The 20,721-nt window shown below is 69.9% G+C and carries 14 protein-coding genes; 8 read left to right on the top strand and 6 right to left on the bottom strand.

The annotated features are described in order from the left end of the window. Positions 1–81: 81 nt before the first annotated feature. Together OG574_RS11745 and OG574_RS11740 are read right to left on the bottom strand one after the other, a co-directional pair. Positions 82–3,111: an alpha-mannosidase gene (locus OG574_RS11745; RefSeq protein WP_326773154.1), complete on the bottom strand. Its 3,030-nt coding sequence runs from the start codon at positions 3,109–3,111 to the stop codon at positions 82–84. Positions 3,112–3,158: 47 nt separating this feature from the next. Next, on the bottom strand, positions 3,159–4,757 hold the full coding sequence (locus OG574_RS11740; protein ID WP_326773153.1) for a peptide ABC transporter substrate-binding protein: 1,599 nt from the start codon (positions 4,755–4,757) through the stop codon (positions 3,159–3,161). A 291-nt stretch (positions 4,758–5,048) separates the two neighbouring features. On the opposite strand from OG574_RS11740, the gene OG574_RS11735 reads away from it, so the two are divergent. The 5 genes from OG574_RS11735 to OG574_RS11715 are packed head-to-tail and all read left to right on the top strand — an operon-like array spanning position 5,049 to position 10,561. Further along, a complete protein-coding gene (locus tag OG574_RS11735; protein WP_326773152.1) occupies positions 5,049–6,647 on the top strand; it encodes a peptide ABC transporter substrate-binding protein in 1,599 nt (532 codons plus the stop codon). A 56-nt stretch (positions 6,648–6,703) separates the two neighbouring features. Beyond that, on the top strand, positions 6,704–7,630 hold the full coding sequence (locus tag OG574_RS11730; protein ID WP_100597836.1) for an ABC transporter permease: 927 nt from the start codon (positions 6,704–6,706) through the stop codon (positions 7,628–7,630). Next, positions 7,623–8,525: an ABC transporter permease gene (locus OG574_RS11725; RefSeq protein ID WP_326773151.1), complete on the top strand. Its 903-nt coding sequence runs from the start codon at positions 7,623–7,625 to the stop codon at positions 8,523–8,525. The genes OG574_RS11730 and OG574_RS11725 overlap by 8 nt, the downstream gene beginning before the upstream one ends. Positions 8,526–8,540: 15 nt before the next feature. Beyond that, complete coding sequence (locus OG574_RS11720) at positions 8,541–9,545, top strand: ABC transporter ATP-binding protein (protein WP_326773150.1); 1,005 nt, start codon at positions 8,541–8,543, stop codon at positions 9,543–9,545. Further along, complete coding sequence (locus OG574_RS11715; protein ID WP_116507045.1) at positions 9,542–10,561, top strand: ABC transporter ATP-binding protein; 1,020 nt, start codon at positions 9,542–9,544, stop codon at positions 10,559–10,561. Before OG574_RS11720 ends, OG574_RS11715 begins: the two co-directional genes overlap by 4 nt. A 7-nt stretch (positions 10,562–10,568) precedes the next feature. Here OG574_RS11715 and OG574_RS11710 read toward each other — a convergent pair whose 3' ends face one another. Both OG574_RS11710 and OG574_RS11705 read right to left on the bottom strand, forming a co-directional pair. Next, positions 10,569–12,227, bottom strand: a complete 1,659-nt coding sequence (locus OG574_RS11710; protein ID WP_326773149.1) for an AfsR/SARP family transcriptional regulator — start codon at positions 12,225–12,227, stop codon at positions 10,569–10,571. 73 nt (positions 12,228–12,300) lie between these two features. Next, a complete protein-coding gene (locus OG574_RS11705) occupies positions 12,301–13,521 on the bottom strand; it encodes an aminotransferase class V-fold PLP-dependent enzyme (RefSeq protein ID WP_326773148.1) in 1,221 nt (406 codons plus the stop codon). Positions 13,522–13,763: 242 nt separating this feature from the next. On the opposite strand from OG574_RS11705, the gene OG574_RS11700 reads away from it, so the two are divergent. From OG574_RS11700 to OG574_RS11690, 3 genes are all read left to right on the top strand, one after another. Continuing rightward, positions 13,764–14,453, top strand: a complete 690-nt coding sequence (locus OG574_RS11700) for a FadR/GntR family transcriptional regulator (protein WP_326773147.1) — start codon at positions 13,764–13,766, stop codon at positions 14,451–14,453. A gap of 316 nt (positions 14,454–14,769) precedes the next feature. Beyond that, positions 14,770–15,942 (top strand): RNA-guided endonuclease InsQ/TnpB family protein, encoded by a 1,173-nt coding sequence (locus OG574_RS11695; protein ID WP_326773146.1) that lies wholly within the window; start codon positions 14,770–14,772, stop codon positions 15,940–15,942. A 128-nt stretch (positions 15,943–16,070) separates the two neighbouring features. Next, complete coding sequence (locus OG574_RS11690) at positions 16,071–16,535, top strand: transposase (protein ID WP_326773145.1); 465 nt, start codon at positions 16,071–16,073, stop codon at positions 16,533–16,535. Here the strand turns inward: OG574_RS11690 and OG574_RS11685 are convergent. Then, on the bottom strand, positions 16,510–17,583 hold the full coding sequence (locus tag OG574_RS11685) for an integrase core domain-containing protein (RefSeq protein ID WP_326773144.1): 1,074 nt from the start codon (positions 17,581–17,583) through the stop codon (positions 16,510–16,512). The genes OG574_RS11690 and OG574_RS11685 overlap by 26 nt on opposite strands. 70 nt (positions 17,584–17,653) lie before the next feature. Continuing rightward, positions 17,654–20,512, bottom strand: coding sequence for a family 43 glycosylhydrolase (locus OG574_RS11680; protein WP_326773143.1), 2,859 nt, complete (start codon positions 20,510–20,512; stop codon positions 17,654–17,656). Positions 20,513–20,721 lie beyond the last annotated feature (209 nt).

Here is a 20,721-nt window from a genome sequence, read left to right as displayed (position 1 = left end):
GAACGGCACACGATAGCCACCTGAGCGGTTCGCCGGTTCACGCTGACGACCAGGTGCGGGGCGCCACGGCGCCCCGCACGCTCAGGACTCCGTGAGGGCCGCCCGTGCCAGCCGCAGCGTGACCAGCTGGAAGGGGCGGAGCGCGAACGACAGATCCGCGACGTCCGGCTCCGCCGGGGCCACCGGACGCTCCAGCAGATCGCAGCGGACCGCACGGGCCGCGTCGAACCCGGGAGTGAGGCGCACGGTCGCCCGGCCGCCCCGCGTCTCGTAGAAGCGGACGACGACATCGCCCGAGCCGTCGTCGGCCAGCTTGACCGCGCTGAGTACGACGGACTCGTGGTCGACGTGTACCAGCGGCGCGACCTCGGCGCGGGCCGTGCCCGTCACCTCCCGCTCCGGCAGCGACAGCGCCGCGCCCTCGCGGACCGCGTCCCCGAGGGCCGCGCCCGGTACCAGGGCGTGCCGGAAGCGATGGGTTCCCTGGTCCGTCTCCGGGTCGGGGAAGCGCGGTGCCCGCAGCAGCGAGGCGCGCACGGTCGTGGTCGTCCCTCGGTCCTCACGCACCGTACGGGTCACGTCGTGGCCGTACGTCGAAGCGGTCACCAGGGTGACACCCCAGCCGGGCTCCGCGAGGTGCACGAACCGGTGGTTGCAGGCCTCGAAGCGAGCCGCCTCCCAGCTCGTGTTGGTGTGCGTGGGCCGGTACACATGCCCGAACTGGGTCTCCGACGCGTACCGTTCCGCGTGCACGTCGAGCGGGAACGCCAGCTTCAGGAACTTCTCGGTCTCGTGCCACTCCACCTCCGTCGCGACGTCGAGGCGCCCGGAGCCGGGGGAGAGGGTGAAGGTCTGCGCGGCGACGGACTTGCCGAAGGAGCGGGTGACCCGCACCCCGTCGGCGGTCGCGGTCAGCGCGTCCACGTCCGTCAGGTCGGTGCCGGTGTTGCGGTAGAACTTGTCGACGTCCCACGCGTCCCACTTGTTCGGCAGATCCGGGTGGAGCTGGAGCAGGCCCGCCGCACGGCCCGGGGCCAGCGTCTCGCGGCCGCTCGCCAGGTGCACCAGCGAGACGACCAGGCCGCGGCCGTCGATCTCGGCCCGCAGGATCGTGTTGTCGAGGACGAAGCCGCCGCCGTCGCGCTCACGGACCGTCGTCGCCGCGAGGTCTGCAGGCTGGGGGCCCGCAGCGCCGAGCGCGGGTACCGAACTACGCCCGTGCGGCGCTGAGTTGAAGCGCAGGACACCCGTGCCGTGGCCGGCCAGGGCGCGCTGCGCGGCGTCGACGATCGCCTCGAGTTCGGCCGTGACCCGTGCGTACGTCGCGCGGGCCTCGCGGTGCACCCAGGCGATCGACGAGCCCGGCAGGATGTCGTGGAACTGGTGCAGCAGCACCGTCTTCCAGAGTCGGTCCAACTCCTCGTAAGGGTAGGGGAATTCGCACTGGACGGCTGCCGTCGCCGCCCACAGCTCCGCTTCCTGGAGGAGGTGCTCGCAGCGCCGGTTGCCCTGCTTGGTCTGCGCCTGGCTCGTCAGCGTCGCCCGGTGCAGCTCCAGATACAACTCGCCGACCCACACCGCGGGATCGGTGTACTCGGCCTCGGCCTTCTCGAAGAACGCCGCCGGGGCCTCCCACTCCACGGTGGGGGAGCCGTCGAGCGACCGCAGCCGCCTGGCCCGCGCCACCATCTCGCGCGTCGTTCCGCCCCCGCCGTCACCGAAACCGGTCGGTGCGAGCGAACGGCTCGCCCGCCCCTTGTCCTTGAAGTTCCGTTCCGCGTGCGCGAGTTCACGTCCCTCCATGGCGCAGTTGTACGTGTCCACGGGCGGGAAGTGGGTGAGGACCCGGGAGCCGTCGATGCCCTCCCAGTTGAACGTGTGATGCGGGAAGGTGTTCGTCTGCGACCAGGAGATCTTCTGCGTCAGCAGCCACTTGGAGCCGGCCTCGCGGATGATCTGCGGCAGCCCGGCCGCGAAACCGAAGGTGTCCGGCAGCCACACCTCCTCGTTCTCGATGCCGAACTCGTCGAGGAAGAACCGCTTGCCGTGTACGAACTGACGGGCCATCGCCTCCGAGCCCGGCATGTTCGTGTCCGACTCCACCCACATGCCGCCCGTCGGCACGAACCGCCCCTCGGCCACGGCCTTCTTGACCTTCGCGTACACCTCGGGCCGGTGCTCCTTGATCCAGGCCAGTTGCTGCGCCTGCGACATGGTGAAGACGAAGTCCGGTTCGGAGTCGAGGAGTTGCGTCATGTTCGACGCGGTCCGCGCCACCTTGCGCACCGTCTCGCGCAGCGGCCACAGCCACGCCGAGTCGATGTGCGCGTGCCCGACCGCGCTGATCCGGTGCGCCGACGGTCCCGCGGGGGTGTCGAGGACCGGTGCCAGCACGTCGCGGGCCGCCTGCGCGGTGCCGTTCACCTCGCCGAGGTCCACCACGTCCAGGGCCGCCCCCACCGCGTGCAGGATCTCCCAGCGGCGGGCGCGGTCCAGCGGCAGCTCGGCCATCAGCTGGCCCAGCACCTCCAGGTCGTGCAGCAGCTCCCACACCGTCTCGTCGAAGACGGCCAGCTCGACACGGCCCAGCGTGTAGAGCGGATCGTGACCCGCGGTGTCCGTGTCACCGAGCCATGTGGGCTTGAACGCACGGGAGTTGAAGAACCCGGGGTTCGACGCCGCCTCCACGCGCAGCTCCACCTGCTCCCCGCCCGCTGCCGGAGCCCCGACGCGCACCCAGTGATTGCGTGGGTGCAGGCCCTTCACCGGTGTCCCGTCCGGCTCGTAGACCAGGCCCTCGCACTGGAAGCCGGGACCGCCGTGCCCGTCGAAGCCGAGGTCGATCAGCGCCTCGACGGTCCGCCCCGCCCACTGCTGGGGAACCGTGCCGGTCACCGTGAACCAGCTGGTGCCCCACGGCCGCCCCCACCGGGCGCCCTCCCCGATGGACAGCGCGGGCGCCGCGAGCCCCTCCGCGACCGGCACGGGCTCGTCCGGCGCGTGCCACACCCGCACGTCCAGCGGCACGGTCTCCGGGTACACGGCGGGCCTGATGCGCTCCTCGAGCACACGTCGCAGCCGGTCTTCGATGAGCGAACGGTCGTCATGCATGGGCGTTGAGTCTCCTGGAGTACGGAAGGCGGGGCGGGCGGCCCGGTTCAGCGGTCGATCGTCGAGCGCACGGGATTGATGTCCGCGTACCGGGAGTCCAGCGGGTGGACGTCGGTCGCGTGCAGATAGATCGTGCGCGTGTGGAACAGCGGCACGACCGGCATGTCCCGGGCGATCAGGTCCTCGATGCCCTGGTAGGCGCGCGTGGCCTTCGCGGGGTCGGCGATCTTGTTCGCTTGCTCCAGACGGCTGTCGACCTCGGGGTTGCGGTAGCCGTTGGAGTTGAAATCGCCGTACGAGGCGAAGATCGGCGTGAGGTAGTCCTCGAGCGACGGATAGTCGTGCCCCCAGCCCGAGGACCGCACGCCGTCCAGCGCGCCCTTGGACGCCATCGCGCTCAGGTCGCTGCCGGGCTTGCCCACGTACTGGATCTTCAGGCCGAGGTTCTGCCGCCACATGTTGCCGAGCGCCTCGGCGAAGACCTGGTCTCCCGGGTTGTCACTCGCGTAGTACATCTTGAGGCGCCCGGAGAAACCGCCGGCCTCGCGCAGCAGCTTCTTCGCCCCGGCCACGTCCAGCGTGCAGGCGGTGCAGGTGTTCTCGCGGTGCCCGTCGAGGGTCGAGGCGGTGAAGGACGTGGCGGGGAACGCGCCCGGCTTCAGCTTGACGAGGGCCTTGCGGTCCAGGGCGAGCGAGAGCGCGCGCCGCACCTTCGGATCCTTGAACCCCGGTGTGTTGACGGGGAGTTCGAGGTAGCTGAGGTTCGGTGCGGACTTGCCCTGGCTCCACTTGCCGGGAGCGTCCGTCTTGTACGCGTCGATCTTCGAGGACGGCAGCGTCGCGTAGTCGAGGTTGCCGGCCAGGAACTCGTTGTAGGCGGTCTCCGGGTTGGAGAAGAAGCGGTAGACGAGCCGGTCGGCCTGCGGGGCGTCCTTGCCGGCATAACCCTTGTTGCGCGTGAGGCGCACGGGCTGTCCGGCCTTCCATCCGCCGTCCAGCTTGTAGGGGCCGTAGCCGATCGGCTTGTGGCTGTACGCGTCCGGGTCCTTCAGCGTCTCCGCGGACAGGGCGGCGAGTCCGTAGTAGCTGAGCGTCGACGGGTACGGCGAGAAGGGCGCCTTGAGGGTCACGGTGAAGGTGAGGTCGTCGACCACCTTCAGCCCGGACAGCGTGGTGGCCTTCGGCTTGCCCTTGGCCGGGTTGAGGTCCTCGTAGCCCTGAACCCGCTGGAAGAAGCCGTTGCTGAGGTACCCGTGCGGTCCGTACGCGGTGTAGTTCCACGTGTCCACGAACGACTTGGCGGTGAGCTTCTCACCGTTGGTGAACTTCCAGCCGGGCTTGATCTTGATCGTCCACGTCTTCGCGTCCTTCGACGTGACCGAATCGGCGACGACGTTCACCAGCTTGCCGCTCTTCGGGTCCACCCGGGTCAGCGGCGCCCACATGGCGAAGGCCAGCTGGATGTTGGCGGAGCTGTTGTCCTTCTCCGGGTTGATCGCCGCGATCTCCGCGCCGGTCGCCACCGTCACCGTACGGCCGGCGGCACCGGAGCCCTTGCCGTCCGAGCCGCCGCCGCTGCATCCGGTCGCCGCGAGGGCGAGCGCGGCAATCGCCGCCACCGCGGCGGCTCTTCGTGTTCGCACCATGTGGACTCCCGTGCGTCCGGCCGGAATCGGGGACCCGGCGCGCCTGACTGTCGGGCGGTGACGCTAGGAACGCGGCGTTCCTGCGTGCAAGTTCCCCCTGCTGAACGTCCATTCAGCGCCCATTCAGCGGGTGCGAGGGATGCGGAATGGACGTCGGATGGACGCCGAAGGGCATCCGCCTTGACGCCCACCTGGGCCGTTCCTACTGTCGCGGCCCAACCGACCGGCGCGTCCGGGCTGGTCACGGCGGTGCCCGCCGCGACCGGTCCGGCCAGGACTGCGGGAGAACTCATGGCCCGGACACGAAGAATCGTCAAAGCGGCGACCGGCACCGCGCTGGCGGTGCTGCTCGCCGGATGCAGTGGCGCCGGGAGCGGGGACGGCGCGGGAAAGGACGACGGCCACTCCATGGCGATCGCCACCGCGGCCGAGGTGCCCTATCTGAACCCGTCGAACGACAACGGCACCACGGGCATCCAGATCGAGTCCGCGCTGTGGGCGCCGCTGACCCGGGTGGACGCGAAGACCGGCAAGCTGGTGAATGTCGTCGCCGATTCGGTCACGTCGAAGGACGCGAAGACGTGGACGATCAAGATCAAGCCCGGCTGGAAGTTCACCAACGGTGAGAAGCTCACCGCCAAGTCGTTCGTGGACACGTGGAACTACACCGCGTACGCCCCGCACGCCTTCGCGAACAACGGCGCCTTTCAGCGGGTCGAGGGCTACGAGGACCTGAACCCGGCCAAGGGCAAGCCGAAGGCGACCACGCTGTCCGGGCTGAAGGTGGTCGACGATCTCACCTTCACCGTCACCCTGAAGGGGGCGTTCTCGCCGTATCCGACGACGCTCAGCTACCTCGGCGTCGCCGCGCTGTCCGCCGAGACGCTGAAGGACCCGGACCAGTTCAAGCACAAGCCGATCGGCTACGGCGCCTACCAGCTGGACGGCGGATGGACGGCGGGGCAGCCGGTGCGCCTCATGCGCAACAAGGGCTACGCCGGCAAGGACGCCCCGCAGGCCGACCACATCACGTTCCGGTTCTTCTCCAACCCGGAGACCGCGTACAACGAGTTCCTGGCCGGCAACGTCGACTACGTCGCCGTACCGTCGTCGAAGATCGACTCGTACAAGACGGACGCACCCGGCAAGTGGAGCCAGGCCAAGGCCGCCGCCGGCATCAACTACCTCAACCTTCCGGTGACGCTGAAGCCGTACACCGACACCCGCGTCCGCCGGGCGCTCTCGCTCGCCCTGGACCGCGACTCCCTGGCCAAGCTCAAGCCCGGCAACTTCCCCGCCACCTCGTTCACTGCGCCCAGCGTCGACGGCCACCGCGAGAACACCTGCAGTGACTGCAGGCTTGACGTGGCCCGGGCCAAGAAGCTGCTGCGGGAAGCCGGCGGGTTCCCGGGCAAGCTGCGGCTCTTCTTCGCCAGCGACAACCCCGGCGAGCAGGTGTACGCCGAGGCGCTGGGCAACATGTGGCGGCAGAAACTGGGGCTGAAGATCCAGTATGTCGGCAAGCCAGGCGCCGAGATCGGTCCGCTCGCCAACGCGGGCAAGCTCGACGGCATCCGCATCATGGGCTGGGGGCACGACTACCCGGCGCTCGAGGACTACCTCACCCCGATGTTCGCGTCCTACGGCGACGTCAATACCGGCCGCTACCGCGACGCGAAGGTCGACCGGATGCTCGGCGAGGCCAACGCCCAGGTCGACCAGGCCCAGGCGACGCGCGACTACCAGGCGATCGAGGACCGCATCGCCGAGCAGATGCCGGTGCTCCCGCTGTCGCACTCACGGGACGTCTATCTGCATGCCGAGGGCGTCGAACCCCTCAACGCCCCTTTCGCGAACGTGGATCCCGTCCGGTCGACCTTCGCCGACTGACCCCGCCCGCCCCCCAATCCCGTAACTCCTCTCCGTAACTCCCAAAGGAGGACACGGTGTTGCGTTTCGCGCTCCGCCGCCTCCTGATCATGATCCCGATCGCGGTCATCGTGACGTTCCTCGTCTACGCGATGGTCTTTGCCCTCCCCGGCGACCCGATCAGGGCCCTGTCAGGACAGAAACCCCTGGCCGAATCCGTCATCGCGGCCAAACGCGCCTACTACCACCTGAACGATCCCCTGTTCGTCCAGTACCTGCACTTCATGGGCAACCTGCTCAAGGGCGACCTCGGGCAGACCTTCGACGGGCAGGACATCGGCGAACAACTCGCGCTGCGCTGGCCGGTGACCCTCCAGCTCGGACTCACCGCCCTCGCCATCCAGCTCGTCCTCGGGCTCGTCAGCGGTGTGTACGCGGGATGGCGGCGCGACGGCCTGGTGGACCGGGCGCTGCTCGGCGCCACGCTCGGGGTGCTCGCCGTGCCCGGTCTGGTCGCCATGTTCTTCGCGCAGTCCTTCTTCGCGGTCGAACTCAGCTGGTTCCCGGTCTCCGGCGCCACCGACGGCTGGCCCGGCAGCTATCTGCTGCCCGCCACCGTGCTCGGCGTCCTCGGCTTCGCCGGACTCGCCCGCGTCACCCGCACCAGCATCGCCGAAGTCGCGAGCGCCGACTTCGTCCGCACCGCACGCGCCAAGGGGCTCGCCCCGAACCGCATCCTGTGGGGGCACGTGCTGCGCAACGCCATGCTGCCCGTGATCACGTACATCGGGCTCGACCTGGCCGGCATTCTCGGCGGCGCGATCATCACCGAGGGCATCTACAACCTGAACGGCATCGGCCAGTTCATGTTCCGCTCCATCGCCATGAAGGAAGGCGGAGTGGTCGTCACCCTCTCCACGGTGCTGCTGCTCGGCTACATGCTCGTCAACCTGGTCGTCGACCTGCTCTACGGCCTCCTGGACCCGAGGGTGCGCCATGTCTGACACCGCCCTGGCGACCGCCGCGACCGCCGCCGAACTCGAGCCCGTCGGCGAGGACAGCCCGCGCGGCGCCGCCGTCCTACGCGAACTGCTGCGCAAGCCACGCTTCGTCCTCAGCGCCCTCGCCATCCTGGTCATCACGCTGATGGCCGCCTTTCCCCGGCTGTTCACCGCCACCGATCCCACCGTGTGCGACCTGAAGCTCTCCAAGGGCGCCCCGTCCGCCGCGCACTGGTTCGGCTACGACATCCAGGGCTGCGACTACTACGCCAACGTGATCTACGGGGCCCGGCCCTCGGTCCTGGTCAGCGTCTCCGTGTGTGTGGTCGGCTTCGCTGTCGCCTGCGTCCTCGGCATGCTCGCCGGATACTTCCCCGGCTTCGTCGACAGCCTCGTCTCGCGCACCGCCGACGTGCTGTTCGCCCTGCCCGGCCTCGTCGCGATGATCGTCATCCTGCAGGCCTTCTCGTCCCGCTCCGTGTGGACCATCGCCTTCGTGATCGTGCTGCTCGGCTGGCCCGCGGGCATGCGGCTGATGCGCTCCACCGTTCTGAGCGTGCGCACGCGCGAGTACGTCCTCGCCTCCCGCGCGCTCGGCGCCGGGGCCCCGCACATCCTGCGGGTGCACATCCTGCCCAACTCGGTGGCGCCGCTGCTCGCCCTGACCACGCTCACCGTCGGCGCGGCGGTCGGCACCGAGGCCGCGCTCACCTTCCTCGGCATCGGGCTCCAACCCCCCACCATTTCCTGGGGACTTCAGATCGCCATCGCCGCCTCCTACCGCGACGACGTCCACCTCTTCCTCTTCCCCGCCCTGCTCCTGACCATCACCGTCATGGCCTTCATGATCATGGGCGACACGGTCCGCGACGCTCTCGACCCGAAACTGAAGAGGTGAGCGGTGAACCGCCCCATGGCAGCTGAACCTCTGCTCGACGTACATGACCTGAGCGTCGAGTTCGACACTCGCGCCGGCCGCCTGCGCGCCGTGGACTCCGTTTCCTGGACCCTGCACCGCGGCCGCACCCTCGTCATCCTCGGCGAGTCCGGCTCCGGCAAGAGCGTCTCCACCCAGGCCATCACGGGCATCCTCGACAGCCCGCCCGGTCATGTCACCGGCGGCCAGGCCCTGTTCGACGGAATGGACCTGCTGACGCTGACCGAGCGCGCACGCCGCGGCGTCGTCGGCAGCCGGATCTCGTTGGTCTTCCAGGACGCGCTGTCCGCACTCAACCCCGTGCACACGGTCGGTCGGCAGATCGCCGAGCTGTACCGGGTACACCGGGGCACGAGCCGCTCCGACGCCATGAAGCGGGCGGCCGAGATGCTGGACCGCGTGGGCATCCCCGGCGCGCGGGCCCGTGTCCACGACTACCCGCACCAGTTCTCCGGCGGCATGCGCCAGCGCGTGATGATCGCCATGGCGCTCGCCCTCGGCCCCGAGGTGCTCATCGCCGACGAGCCGACCACCGCGCTCGACGTCACCGTGCAGGCCCAGATCCTCGAACTCCTCGCGGAGATCCAGGCCGACACCGACATGGGGGTCGTGCTCATCACGCATGACCTGGCCGTCGCCGCGGAGATCGCCGACGACCTGGTCGTCATGTACGCGGGCCGGGTCGTGGAGTCGGGGGCCACGGCCGATGTGCTGGGTGATCCACAACACCCGTACACCCAGGGGCTGTTGCAGTCGGTGCCGTCCGCCGAGAGGCGCGGCCAGGACCTGCCCGCCATCCCCGGCACGCCGCCCGACCTGATGCGGCTGCCGTCCGGCTGCCCGTTCCGGCCGCGCTGCCCGCACGCCCACGACCGGTGTGTCACCGAACGCCCCGCCCTGCAGCCCGCCCCCGGCGAGCTCCGCTTCGGCGCCTGCCATCTCCTCGACCAGCCGCTCAGCCCGGAAGGCGCCGCACGATGACCGACGACGTGATCCTCAGGGCCGAAGGGCTGGTCAAGCACTACGGCGGCGGGCCCGCGCTGCCGTGGCGGCGCGGCCGGGGCGCGGCCGTGGTCCGGGCCGTCGACGGCGTCGACCTGGAGCTGCGGCGCGGTCAGGCGCTCGGCATCGTCGGCGAGTCCGGCTGCGGCAAGTCGACCCTGCTGCGGCTGCTGTGCGCGCTGGAGCGGCCGACCGACGGGCGGCTCCTCTTCGAGGGCGAGGACGTCGCGCGGCTGCGCGGCGCCGCCCTCAAGCGGTGGCGCCGCCGCGTCCAGGTCGTCTTCCAGGACCCGTACGCCTCGCTCAACCCGCGGCTGAGGGTCGGCGAGATCATCGGGGAGGCCTTCGACGTCCATCCTGATGTCGTCCCTCGTGCCGGGAGGCGGGCCCGGATCGCCGAACTCCTGGAACTGGTCGGCCTCGACGCCCGTCACGCGGACCGCTATCCGCACCAGTTCTCCGGCGGACAGCGCCAGCGCATCGGCATCGCCCGCGGCCTCGCCCTCGGCCCCGACGTGCTGCTGTGCGACGAGCCCGTCTCGGCGCTCGACCTGTCGGTGCAGGCCCAGGTCGTCAACCTGCTCCTGAAGCTCCGTCGCGAATTGGGTCTCGCGCTCGTCTTCGTCTCCCACGACCTCGGCGTCGTACGCCACGTGTGCGACGACGTCACCGTGATGTACCTGGGCAAGGTCGCCGAACAGGCCCCGGTGGACGCCCTCTACGCGGCCCCGGGCCACCCCTACACCGAGGCGCTCCTGTCGGCCGAACCCTCCCTCGACCGCATCCGCGACCCGCACGCCCCGCGCCGCACCCGCATCGTCCTCGCGGGCGATCCGCCGTCGCCGTCCGCACCGCCGCCGGGCTGCCGGTTCCACACCCGGTGCCCGCGCGCACAGGATCTGTGCCGTGACACCGAGCCCCTGCTGACGGTGCGGGGACAGCGGGCCGGCGCCTGTCACTTCACGGACGCGATGCTCGCCGGGAGTGTGGACTGACGGGGTGTCAACCTGCCGATGCGATACGGGTCCTGGCGGTGCGCGGGCCGTCCGGGAACCCCGGGTGCGAAGCGGGCGGCCCGCCGATGTCGTCCACCCGGGCCGCTTCGTCGGCGGCCCGCGCGGCGGCGAGCCGCAGCGCCAGCGGATGCCCGGCGCAGCCGTCCGCGAGGCTGTGCAGAGCGGACGTAGCCGTGGCGGTGGCCGCCGAACGGTACGGCAGCGCCGCGACCGAGGCCAGCGGCGCCCCCGAAGCGAACCGGCGCAACAGCCGCAGGGACTGGGCCGCGTCCAGCGGGCCGAGCCGGAGCGGCACCCGGCCGGGCAGGTCCCGCAGCGGGGCCCGGCTGGTCACCAGCACCGCGCAGCCGGGCGCCGCGGGCAGCAACTCCCGCAACTGGTCCGTGGACTGGGCGTCGTCGAGCAGGACGAGGAGCCGACGTTCGGCGGTGAGCGTACGGAACCGGACGGCGCGCCGCTCCAGACCGTCGGGCACCTCGTGCGGCGCCACCCCGAGGTCCTCCAGGAATCGGCCGAGCACGTCGGCAGGGGCGCGCCCGCCGAGCACCGCGTAGAGCTGGCCGTCGGGGAACCGGTCCCGCACCTGGTGGGCGACGTGCACGGCAAGCGTGCTCTTGCCGAGGCCCGCCGCACCGGAGATCACCACGGTGGGGCAGACGGCGGCGGGGGAGTCAGGGCGTCGCAGCAGTTCGCGCAGCTGCCGCACCTCCTCCTCCCGACCGGTGAAGTCGGCGCTGTCGCGCGGCAGTTGAGCGGGCACGGGCAGGCGGTGGGCCGGTGCCGGACACGCGGGCGTGAGTGACCGCGGCGGCTGCCGGGGCGCGGCCAGCGAGGGGTCGGCGTGCAGGATGCGCTCGTGCAGCCGGCTCAGTCCCGGGCGCGGTTCGACACCCAGGTCGTGCACGAGGGCACGCCGCACTCCGCGGAACAGGGCGAGGGCCTCGGGCGTGCGCCCGCTGCGGTACAGCGCCAGCATCAGCAGCGCCTGCAACCGCTCGTCGTACGGTCTGCCCGGCACCAGCGGGGCGATCCGCTCGGCGGCCTCGGCATGTTCACCGAGGTCGAGCAGTGCCTCGGCGTGTTCGAGGCGGGCGTCGAGGCGCAGCCCGGCGAACCGGTGCCGGGCATCCGCCGCACAGCGTTCCGGCACCCCGCTCAGCGCCTGCTCGCCCCGCCACTGGGCGAGGGCCCGCTCGTAACAGGTGCGGGCGGCGCCGACCCGGCCCGCGCGGCGCTCCCGGCGCGCCTCGGACAGCGCGTCCTCGAAGCGCCACAGGTCCAGTGCGTCCCGCCGCAGATGCAGCCCGTAGGTGGTGCCCCGCGTGATCAGGAGCCGGGGTGCGGCGCGGCGGGCTCGGTCCGGCTCCAGCGCCTTGCGCAGGCGTGCTGTGTACGTGGCGAGCAGGCCCGCCGCGCTGTCCGGCGCGCGCTCGCCCCAGACGGCCCGCACCAGTTCGGTGCGCTCGACCTGTTCACCGCCGCGCAGCAGCAGCGCCGCGAGAAGCGCCTGCTGTTTCGGGGTGCCCGGCGGTAGCGGCTCTCCGGCACGCTCCGCGCGTACCTGGCCTAGGAGGCGGTACCGCACCAGAGCGCTGTCGTACGCGGGCGGGAGTGGGGGGAGGTCCGTCGAGATGCTCGGGGCCACGGGTCGTTACCTTCCTCGTCGGGGCCGTGTTCGGAGAGCCGTGCGGGCTGCTGGGCCGGAGGCGCGCGCGGGCTCAGGCGGCGCGGCTCCACGCCACCAGCCGAGGCACGCACCGCTCGGCGAACTCCTCATAATCGGCGGGGGTGTTGTAGACGTGCGCGGAGAGCCTGATATAGCCGACCCCGTCGAAGGACGTGAACGCGGTCTCCGCGCCGAGTTCCTGTGCGGCCCGGTCACGCAGCACATCACTCGCGAACCAGTCGGGGCCGAGCTCGTCGGGCAGTCTCACCAGGCGTAGCGCCGGCGCGGGTGTGCCAACCGCCGGCACGGCGTCCTGCCCGATGTGCCGGGCGAACGCGTCCGCGACGGTGTGCTGCCCGTAGTCGGCGAGCGCGCTCAGATAACCGCGGACCGTCTCCCACCCCCACGTCCGCTCGATGAAGGACAGCGCGGCCGGAGCCGCGAGCCAGGCGGAGGTGTCCTGGGTCCCGGTGTGATCGAAGCGTGCGGGGAAGGGCAGTTGGGTGCCCCAGGAGTCGATCAGCGGGTACAGGGTCGCGCGCAGCGGACCGCGCGCGACGAGGGCGGAGGTACCGCGCGGGGTGCAGGCGAACTTGTGCAGATTGCCGGTCCAGAAGTCGCAGGCGAGACCGTCCAGCGGCGCGGCCAGCATGCCGGGGGCGTGCGCGCCGTCCACCAGGAACGGGATGCCGCGCCGTCGGGCGAGCCGTGCGATCCGCTCGACCGGCAGCAGTCGGCCGGTCGACGACGTGATCTGGTCGAGGAGGATCAGCGCGGTGTGATCGCCGACCTGTTCGGCCACGGCCGTAAACGCCTCGTCCGCGTCGGCCGCGAGAGGGATGTGCGCGGTCCGCACCCGCCCGCCGCAGCGCAGGGCCCTACGCTGCGCGGCCATGGTGACCGCGCCGTATCCGTGATCGGTGACCAGAATCTCGGCCTCGGGCGGCAGGGTGAGCGAGGCCAGGACGGTGCTGACTCCGGCGCTCGCGTTCGGTACGAGGGCCAGATCGTCGGCGTCCACACGCAAGAACGCGGCGAGTTCGGCGCGGGCCGTGGAGATCCGCCGCGGCTGAGCCGGGAACCATACCACCGGCGCCCGCTCGGCCCGCTCCCGCAGCCGGTCCTGCTCACGCTGTGCCGCCACCGGCACCGCACCGAACGAACCGTGGTTGAGATGCAGCAACTCCGGGTCGAGCGACCAGGCATCCGCGGCGGGTCGGCCGTTGGGCAGGGACAAGGGTTTCGGCGGGGCGACGGCCAGGCCCATACTCATGCGACTCCTAGGAGGAACTACCCAAGACGTATGATGACATGCAGCATCCTGGCATGTGCATCGCTGCGATTAAAGTGCTCCTTCCCCGAGTTTTCAGGGAAGGTGGCTGATGGCAGGAGCGCGAGTTGATCTCAGTCTCCTGAAGACATCAGATGACTTGCTAGGATCTCATCAGTCGAAGCACGCATGACGGAGCACGGGCCGCGGGCCGTGGGGCACGGTACGGATCGGGGGAGCGGGATATGTCCGCAGTGGAGAAGGCCTTTCACGGCCTACGGCACATGATCGCCGACGGGCGGCTGACAGCCGGTGCGCGCATGCCACCCGAGGCGGACCTGTGCGCCGAACTCGGAGTCTCCCGCGGGCCGTTGCGGGAGGCCGTGCGGATGCTCGCCGCGCTGCGCGTGGTCGAACCGCGCCACGGCTCGGGCACCTACGTCTCGGCACTGCGGCCCGAGGACATCATCGGCAGCCTCTCCCTCACCGTGGACCTGCTGCCGCTGCCCGGCCTGCTCGAGGTCTACGAGCTGCGCCGGGTCCTGGAGGCGCACGCCGCCTCGCAGGCCGCCGCGCGAGTGGGCGCCGAAGCGTTGGAGCGCATGCATGCCCACCTCGCGGCAATGGAGGCCACCAATGATCCGGCGGAAGTCTCCGACCTGGACCACCGGTTCCACTCGGAGGTCGCGCGCGTCGCGGGCAACCCCGCGCTGGATTCACTGCTCACCGTGTTCCGTACCCGCTCGCGCCGCCACCAGATCTTCACGTTGCCCGAGGGCCCGGACATCAAGCGGGTCAGCGACGCGGGCCACCGCGAGATCGTCGGAGCGATCAGTCGCCACGACCCGGTGGCGGCCGCGTCGGCCGCCGCGGCGCACATCGCGCATTCGGAGAAGTGGCTGCGCCATCTTCTGGACCAGGAGCGACAGGCCTGACCGGAGGCTCGTTCCCGGCAGGCTTGACGACCTGGGTACGGCTACCGGGATTCATTCGCAGTGCTCCGGTCTTCAGCGGATTCTTGCGAGGAACCCTGGGCGTTTACGCCCGGGAGGAATCGCATCCACGGGGTGCGACGCGGAGCGTCGCCGTGACGTGCCGCAGGCCATCACGGCCGCGGAGCGGCCCGGGGCGTTCCGGCGGAGCCGGGCCACGGCGGTGTGTGCGGTCAGGGCTGGGGCGGGTGTCGCTCGTTCGGGTGAGGTGGGGCGAACGTGTGGTGGGTCTTCGTCCAGGTGTATAGGTTCGCTGATCGTGAAGCTGGTGGTGCGGGTGAAGCTGCTGCCGACGCCCGTACAGGCGGCGGCACTTGAGGCGACCCTGCACGCCTGCAACCAAGCGGCGACCTGGGCGGCCGAGGTTGCATTCGAGGAAAACACGCGACGTCCGCTGGAGCTCCGCAAGCACGCCTATGCCGAGATCCGGGTCAGATGGGGGCTTGGCGCGCAGGCCGCCCAGCACGCGATCAAGAAGACCTGCGATGCCTACACCACCTTGAAGGCGAACCTGCGTAACGGCCGCTACGGACAGCCCGGGACCAGGCGGCATGTCCGGGCCTCGGGCAAGCCGGTCGCCTTCCGGCCCCAGGCGGCGCAGCCTTACGACGACCGGATGCTGTCCTGGCAGCACCAGGCACACACGGTATCGATCTGGACCACCGCAGGCCGGCTGAAGAACGTGGCGTTCACCGGGCAGGCCGGGCAGCTGGAGGTCCTGGCTGCGCACCGCCAGGGTGAGTCCGACCTGGTGTTCCAGGGCGGGAAATGGTTCTTGATCGCGACCTGCGAGATCCCCGAGGGGGATCTGAACACTCATCCGGCCTGGTTCCTCGGCGTCGACCTGGGGATCGTGAACATCGCCGCCACCTCCGACGGGGCCCGACACTGCGGGCGTCGGATCAACCGCAAGCGGGAACAGGATCGCAAGCTGCGTTCCAAGCTGCAGAAGAAGCAGACCAAGTCCGCCAAGCGGCGGGCGAAGAAGCATGCGGGCAAGGAAGCCCGGCGCGCCAAGGACATCAACCACAAGATTTCGAAGCGGATCGTGGCGGAGGCTGAACGCACCGATCGCGGGATCGCCCTGGAGATACTCACGGGCATCCGCGAGCGGGCACGGCTGAGAAAGCCCCAACGCACCACGCTCCACTCCTGGCCATTCGCGCAACTCGGCTCGTTCATCGCCTACAAAGCGAAGAAGGCCGGAGTGCCGGTCGTCTACGTCGACCCGGCCTACACCAGCCAGGAATGCTCGAAGTGCCATCACACCGAACGCGGCAACCGGCCCGCCCAGGCCGTCTTCGCGTGCCGGGTCTGCGGCTTCGTTGAGCACGCGGACCACAATGCGTCCCACAACATCGCCCACCGCGGCTGGATGGTGTGGGTCTGCGGGGCTCAGTCAACGGCCCCTGAACTCACACTCATCGCGTGAGAACTGGACGCAGCCGATCCCATCACAGCCAGTGATGACTCAAGCAGCAAGCCCGGTCGTTTCACGACCAGGTAGTTGACGTTGTAACCGAACGCCGTCCAGCAGTCCGCGTTGGCCAGGGCTTTCGGGTGCGCCCGTGTCGTGTCAACGACGCGGTCCGCGCCCGCGAGGACGCGCGTAAGGCTGCCCAGCCGTTCCCGACTGTCGGTGAACTGCCGCGGAAGCTGATCACCGAGGCCAAGCAGACCGCTTCGCGGTCCTGGCTGGGTGAGGTGTCCGCGGTGGTGCTCCAGCAGTCCCTGCGGGACGCCGAGAAGGCGTACCGCAACTTCGTCGCCTCGCTCAAGGGCACCCGTGAGGGTGCCAGGATCAGCCCGCCCCGCTTCAAGTCCCGCAAGGATGCGCGGCAGTCGATCCGGTTCACCGCGAACGGCCGCTGGAGCATCATCGACAGCGGCCGTCTGAACCTGCCGAAGATCGGGGCGGTGAAGGTGAAGTGGTCCCGCACCCTGCCCACCACTCCCTGTACTACTTCCGAAACTCAGTCACCAGGTCTCACCTGGTGGTTCACATTGCGGCTTCGTACTCGTTGATCAGCCCACCGAGAACGGGTATCCGGCGGGTCCGCCCCGCCCGGACCGGGAACGGGATCACGTTTGGGTCGTCGTCGGGGGCGCGCAGGCTCAGTCCGGCGCCTTGATGGCTGCGCCCGCCGTTGTAGTGAGCGACGTAGGGGTCAAGGACCGTGCGCAGGTGCCGCTCGCCGCCGATGAGCATCCGGTCGGTGCACTCGGCGCGGACGGTGCGCACGAACCGCTCGGCGATCGCGTTCATCCGCGGCGCCTGGGGAGCCGTGAGCAGCACGCCGATCCGGCTCGCGGCGAGTACGGCGTCGAAGGCCTCGGTGAACTTGGCGTCACGGTCCCGGATCAGACGACGGAACCGGTGACGGGTCTGCTCGAGATCGGTGGTGAAGTTCCGGGCCAGCTGCGTGGCCCAGGCGCTGGTCGGGTGCTGGGTTACGCCCAGCAGGTGGACCCGGCGGGCGCGGTGCTCGATGACGAACGCCACGTACAGCCGAGTCAGGAAGGGCGCGCAGTCCACGTGGACGAAGTCCATCGCCAGGATCGACTCGGCGTGGGCCTGAAGAAACGTGCGCCACTGGTCGTCGCGTGTGGTCGGCGGCGGGATACGGCGGCCGCGCAGGATTCTTCGGATCGTGCCCGCCCCGAGGCGATGCCCCAGGCGGCGCAGCTCGCCCTGGATCCGGACCACGCCCCAGGTCCGGTTCTCGGTGGCGAGCCGGACGATCAGCTGTACGAGTTCGTCGTCGAGCGGTGGACGTCCCGGTGACCGAGGCTGGGTCCACTTCTTGACGACCATGCGGCGGTCCCATCGCAGCAGCGTGCTTGGGGTGAGGACCCGGTGCAGAGGTAACGGTTTCGGCAGCATTCTGGACAACGGCGCGAACACAGCCCGGTCGGTCCATTCGAGCCGCGGCTTCGGGCTGGCACGCCGCAGGACCGCGACCTCTTGGCGCAGTACCAGTATCTCGGCGTTCTTCGACGCCGACGATCTGGCCAGCAGCACCAGCCAGGACAGCACCGCGAGGGCGAACCGGTAGATCAGCCGAATCAGCATGGTCCCCCATCATCACAGCTCCGGGCCCGTGGCCGAGTTTCGGGAGTACTACAGGGCGCCGGGGCCGGCTTTACGGGATACGCTGCGGCCGCACTCCTTCCAGCGTGGGCGTGACGGGGCGCATCAGCCCGTCCGCCCCGAACGTCACCTTGTCGATGGTCGTCTCACGGTGCGTGCCGTCACCGTCGGGGATCGCGAAGCGGTGGTAGGCGATGTACCAGTCGTCGGTCCCGGGTACCTGGAGCAGGGAGTTGTGCCCGGTGCCGAGGATCCCCTGGGCCGGGTCCTTCTCCAAGATCACACCGCGGTAGGTGAACGGCCCGTTCGGGGAGTCGGAAGTGGCGTATCCCACGCGGTAGTTCTCGCTTCCGGTGTCGTCGATCGAGTATGTCAGGTGGTATACGTCCCCCCGCCGGACGACGAATGTGCCCTCGCGGAAATCCTCAAGTCCCTTGATCTGCTGCATCTTTGACGAGTCGAAGGACACCATGTCGTCATTGAGCGGGACCACCCACGCCGAACCGTTACCCCAGTACAGATACGCCTGCCCGTCCTCGTCAGTGAAGGCGGCCGGGTCGATGGCCTGCCCGGCGCCGTCCGGGTTGGCCGCGATCAGGACCTTGCCGGAGTCCGTGAACGGCCCGGTGGGTGAGTCGGCGGTCGCGACACCGATCTTCGCCTCGGCACAGTAGTAGAAGAAGTACTTCCCGTCCTTCTCGGCGATGGTGGGCGCCCAGGCGCGCGCATCCGCCCAGCCCACGTCCTTCCCGAGATCCAGGATGACGCCCTCGTCCTTCCAGTCGACAAGGTTCTGCGACGACCAGACGCTGAAGGTAGTGCCGCTCCAGCCGGCGAACCCGTCGGTGGTCGCGTAGATGTAGTACGTCCCGCCGAACGCGACGATGTTGGGATCGGCATAGAGCCCCGGCAGCACCGGCGTACGCATCTCCACCGCGGATACCTTCCACGCGCGCTGCGCGCCCGCCGCCGAGGTGACGGTGTACGTCACCGGCTTGCGCAGATCCATCCGCTTCCCGTTCGCCGGGCTGATCCGCGCACCGGGCGCGAGCGTGAACTTGGGCCTTAGCCGCCGCCGGTCGGTCCCCGGCATGACCGGCAGGACGACGGTGGCGCCCTCCCCCTCGATGACGGCGGGAACCTTGAGCTCCTTCACCTCCACGCCGCGGACGCGGGTCGCGTTGGCGGGCAGCGCGGCGATCTCGTCGTCCGACAGGGCCCGGTTGTACAGCCGGACGTCCCGCAGCCGCCCCTTGAGGGTGTGGTCGGAGGTGTACTGCGATCGGCCGAGGTAGTTGGCCGTGGTGCGACCGCCGCCGATGTCCGAGGGCATGAGGGTGATCGCGGTGTTGCGCGCGACGACAACGCCGTCGAGGTACAGCAGAGCGGTGTCCCCGTCGACGGTGTACGTGACGTTGGTCCAACGCCCGTGCTCCAGGCCGCTGTTGGCGTTCGTCTCCTGTTCCTTGCTCCAGTTGCCGTCGGACAGGGCGGCCCGGAACCCGCTGCTGGTGCTGCCGCCGGTCGCGAAGAGATAGCCGTTGCCGTAGCCGGTGGCGGAGGCGGTGTTCCCGAACCCGTAGAGGAAGTAGGGCGTCGCCTGATCGCTGTCCACCCACACATCGGCGGCCACGGTGACGGCGTCCACCCCGGACAGCATGTTGTCGGGCAGCTTGATGTGCCCGCTCGCGCCGCCGAGTACGAGAGCCCCCTCGGCCCAGCTGATGTCCCCGGTGGCGGTGCCGTGACAGCCGTGCCCGGAGGTGTCGTCGGCGCTGGTGTCCAGCGGCCAGTGGGCGACGAGCCCGTCCGCGTCGGCCGGGACAGGGGCGACGCCCCACTTGGCGTTGACCCGGTCGAACTCGTCCTTCGTCACCGGAAGCACGGTGCCGTGCCGAGGGGCCGAGGGCAGCCGGTACTCGGCCGACTTGGTCCACACCCCGCCGGCCAGGTCCGTCGACTCGAAGGGCATGTAGCCGCTCGCGGTGTAGTCATCGACGAACAGGTACCACTTCTCCTCCGTGTTGGACTTGAAGACGAGCGGCCCCTCGCCCTGCGTCATGGCCCCGCTGCCGATGCACTCGGACACCGTGTCCCAGTCCGTGTCGAGCAGATCGGTCGCTTTCTCCTCCAGGATGAACTTCCCGCACGAGGACTGCTCCGCCGACCGCTCGTCCTTCGTGAACCGGTAGTACGTCCCGTCGTGCGCGATCACCGTCGAGTCGATCACCGAGTACCCGGGGTCGTTCCACACCTTGGCCTCGCTGAACGTCACGAAGTCCGTGGTCGTCGCGTACAGCATCCGGTTGTAGGTGTCCCCGGTGTGCTCCGTGTCGTCATCGGCGTACAGCTTCGACGCCCAGAAGACGACGTACGCACCGACCTCCTCACTCCAATAGGCCTCGGGCGCCCAGGTGTTGCCCGCCGTCGCCGGAGACACCTGCACCAAACGCTCCTGGGACCAGTTCACCAGGTCCGTCGACTCCCACACCATGATCGACCGGGAGCCGTGCCGCTGGACGTAGTCCCAGCCGGCCCCGCCGTAGATCTTCAGGTCGGTGGCGATGAGAAAGAATGTGTCCCCTTCGGGCGACCGGATGACGAAGGGATCGCGTACGCCCTTGTCGCCGAGGGCGGAGGTCAGCACGGGCTCGCCGCCGTTCAACTCCCGCCAGTGAAGCGGGTCGTCGCCGCGGCTGAGCGCGAAACGGATCTGCTCGCCGTCGGCGGTGCCCTCACCGGTGAAGTAGACGAAGAGGTAGCCCTCGTAGGCGGCGGCGCTCTTGTCCCCCGCACGGGCGGGGGCCGGGGCGGCAAGCGTCGCGGCCCCCAGAGTGAGAGCTCCGGCGACGAGAAGGTGCCGCCGCGACAGGTTGGCAGCGGGCAGACGGGATGTTCCGTTAGGGGGCATACGTACTGGTCCTCGGGGTGCGGGGGGAGCCCGTGGGGGCAGAGCTCGTGGGGGTGGCGGTGGTGTCGGCGTTGGCCAGTGAAGAAGCCCTCAGGGGCCCGGTCAAGGTCCTGGACACGGATTGGTCCGAAAACTCGAAGGCTGATCGATATACCGAACGGCAAACAGTGGAATGCCATCGATAAGGGACGCCTTCCGGTGGGTCTACG

This window comes from Streptomyces sp. NBC_01445 (genome assembly GCF_035918235.1).
In the GTDB taxonomy this organism is placed as follows: domain Bacteria; phylum Actinomycetota; class Actinomycetes; order Streptomycetales; family Streptomycetaceae; genus Streptomyces.
Note: the sequence above shows the minus strand (reverse complement) of the source record. Positions and strands in the feature narration are given on the sequence as shown.

Bases quoted from the DNA above. Each gene is read 5' to 3' on its own strand.
- OG574_RS11745 (WP_326773154.1), bottom strand. From the start codon at position 3,111: ATGCATGACGACCGTTCGCTCATCGAAGACCGGCTGCGACGTGTGCTC.
- OG574_RS11740 (WP_326773153.1), bottom strand. From the start codon at position 4,757: ATGGTGCGAACACGAAGAGCCGCCGCGGTGGCGGCGATTGCCGCGCTC.
- OG574_RS11735 (WP_326773152.1), top strand. From the start codon at position 5,049: ATGGCCCGGACACGAAGAATCGTCAAAGCGGCGACCGGCACCGCGCTG.
- OG574_RS11725 (WP_326773151.1), top strand. From the start codon at position 7,623: ATGTCTGACACCGCCCTGGCGACCGCCGCGACCGCCGCCGAACTCGAG.
- OG574_RS11720 (WP_326773150.1), top strand. From the start codon at position 8,541: ATGGCAGCTGAACCTCTGCTCGACGTACATGACCTGAGCGTCGAGTTC.
- OG574_RS11715 (WP_116507045.1), top strand. From the start codon at position 9,542: ATGACCGACGACGTGATCCTCAGGGCCGAAGGGCTGGTCAAGCACTAC.
- OG574_RS11705 (WP_326773148.1), bottom strand. From the start codon at position 13,521: ATGAGTATGGGCCTGGCCGTCGCCCCGCCGAAACCCTTGTCCCTGCCC.
- OG574_RS11700 (WP_326773147.1), top strand. From the start codon at position 13,764: ATGTCCGCAGTGGAGAAGGCCTTTCACGGCCTACGGCACATGATCGCC.
- OG574_RS11685 (WP_326773144.1), bottom strand. From the start codon at position 17,583: ATGCTGATTCGGCTGATCTACCGGTTCGCCCTCGCGGTGCTGTCCTGG.
- OG574_RS11680 (WP_326773143.1), bottom strand. From the start codon at position 20,512: ATGCCCCCTAACGGAACATCCCGTCTGCCCGCTGCCAACCTGTCGCGG.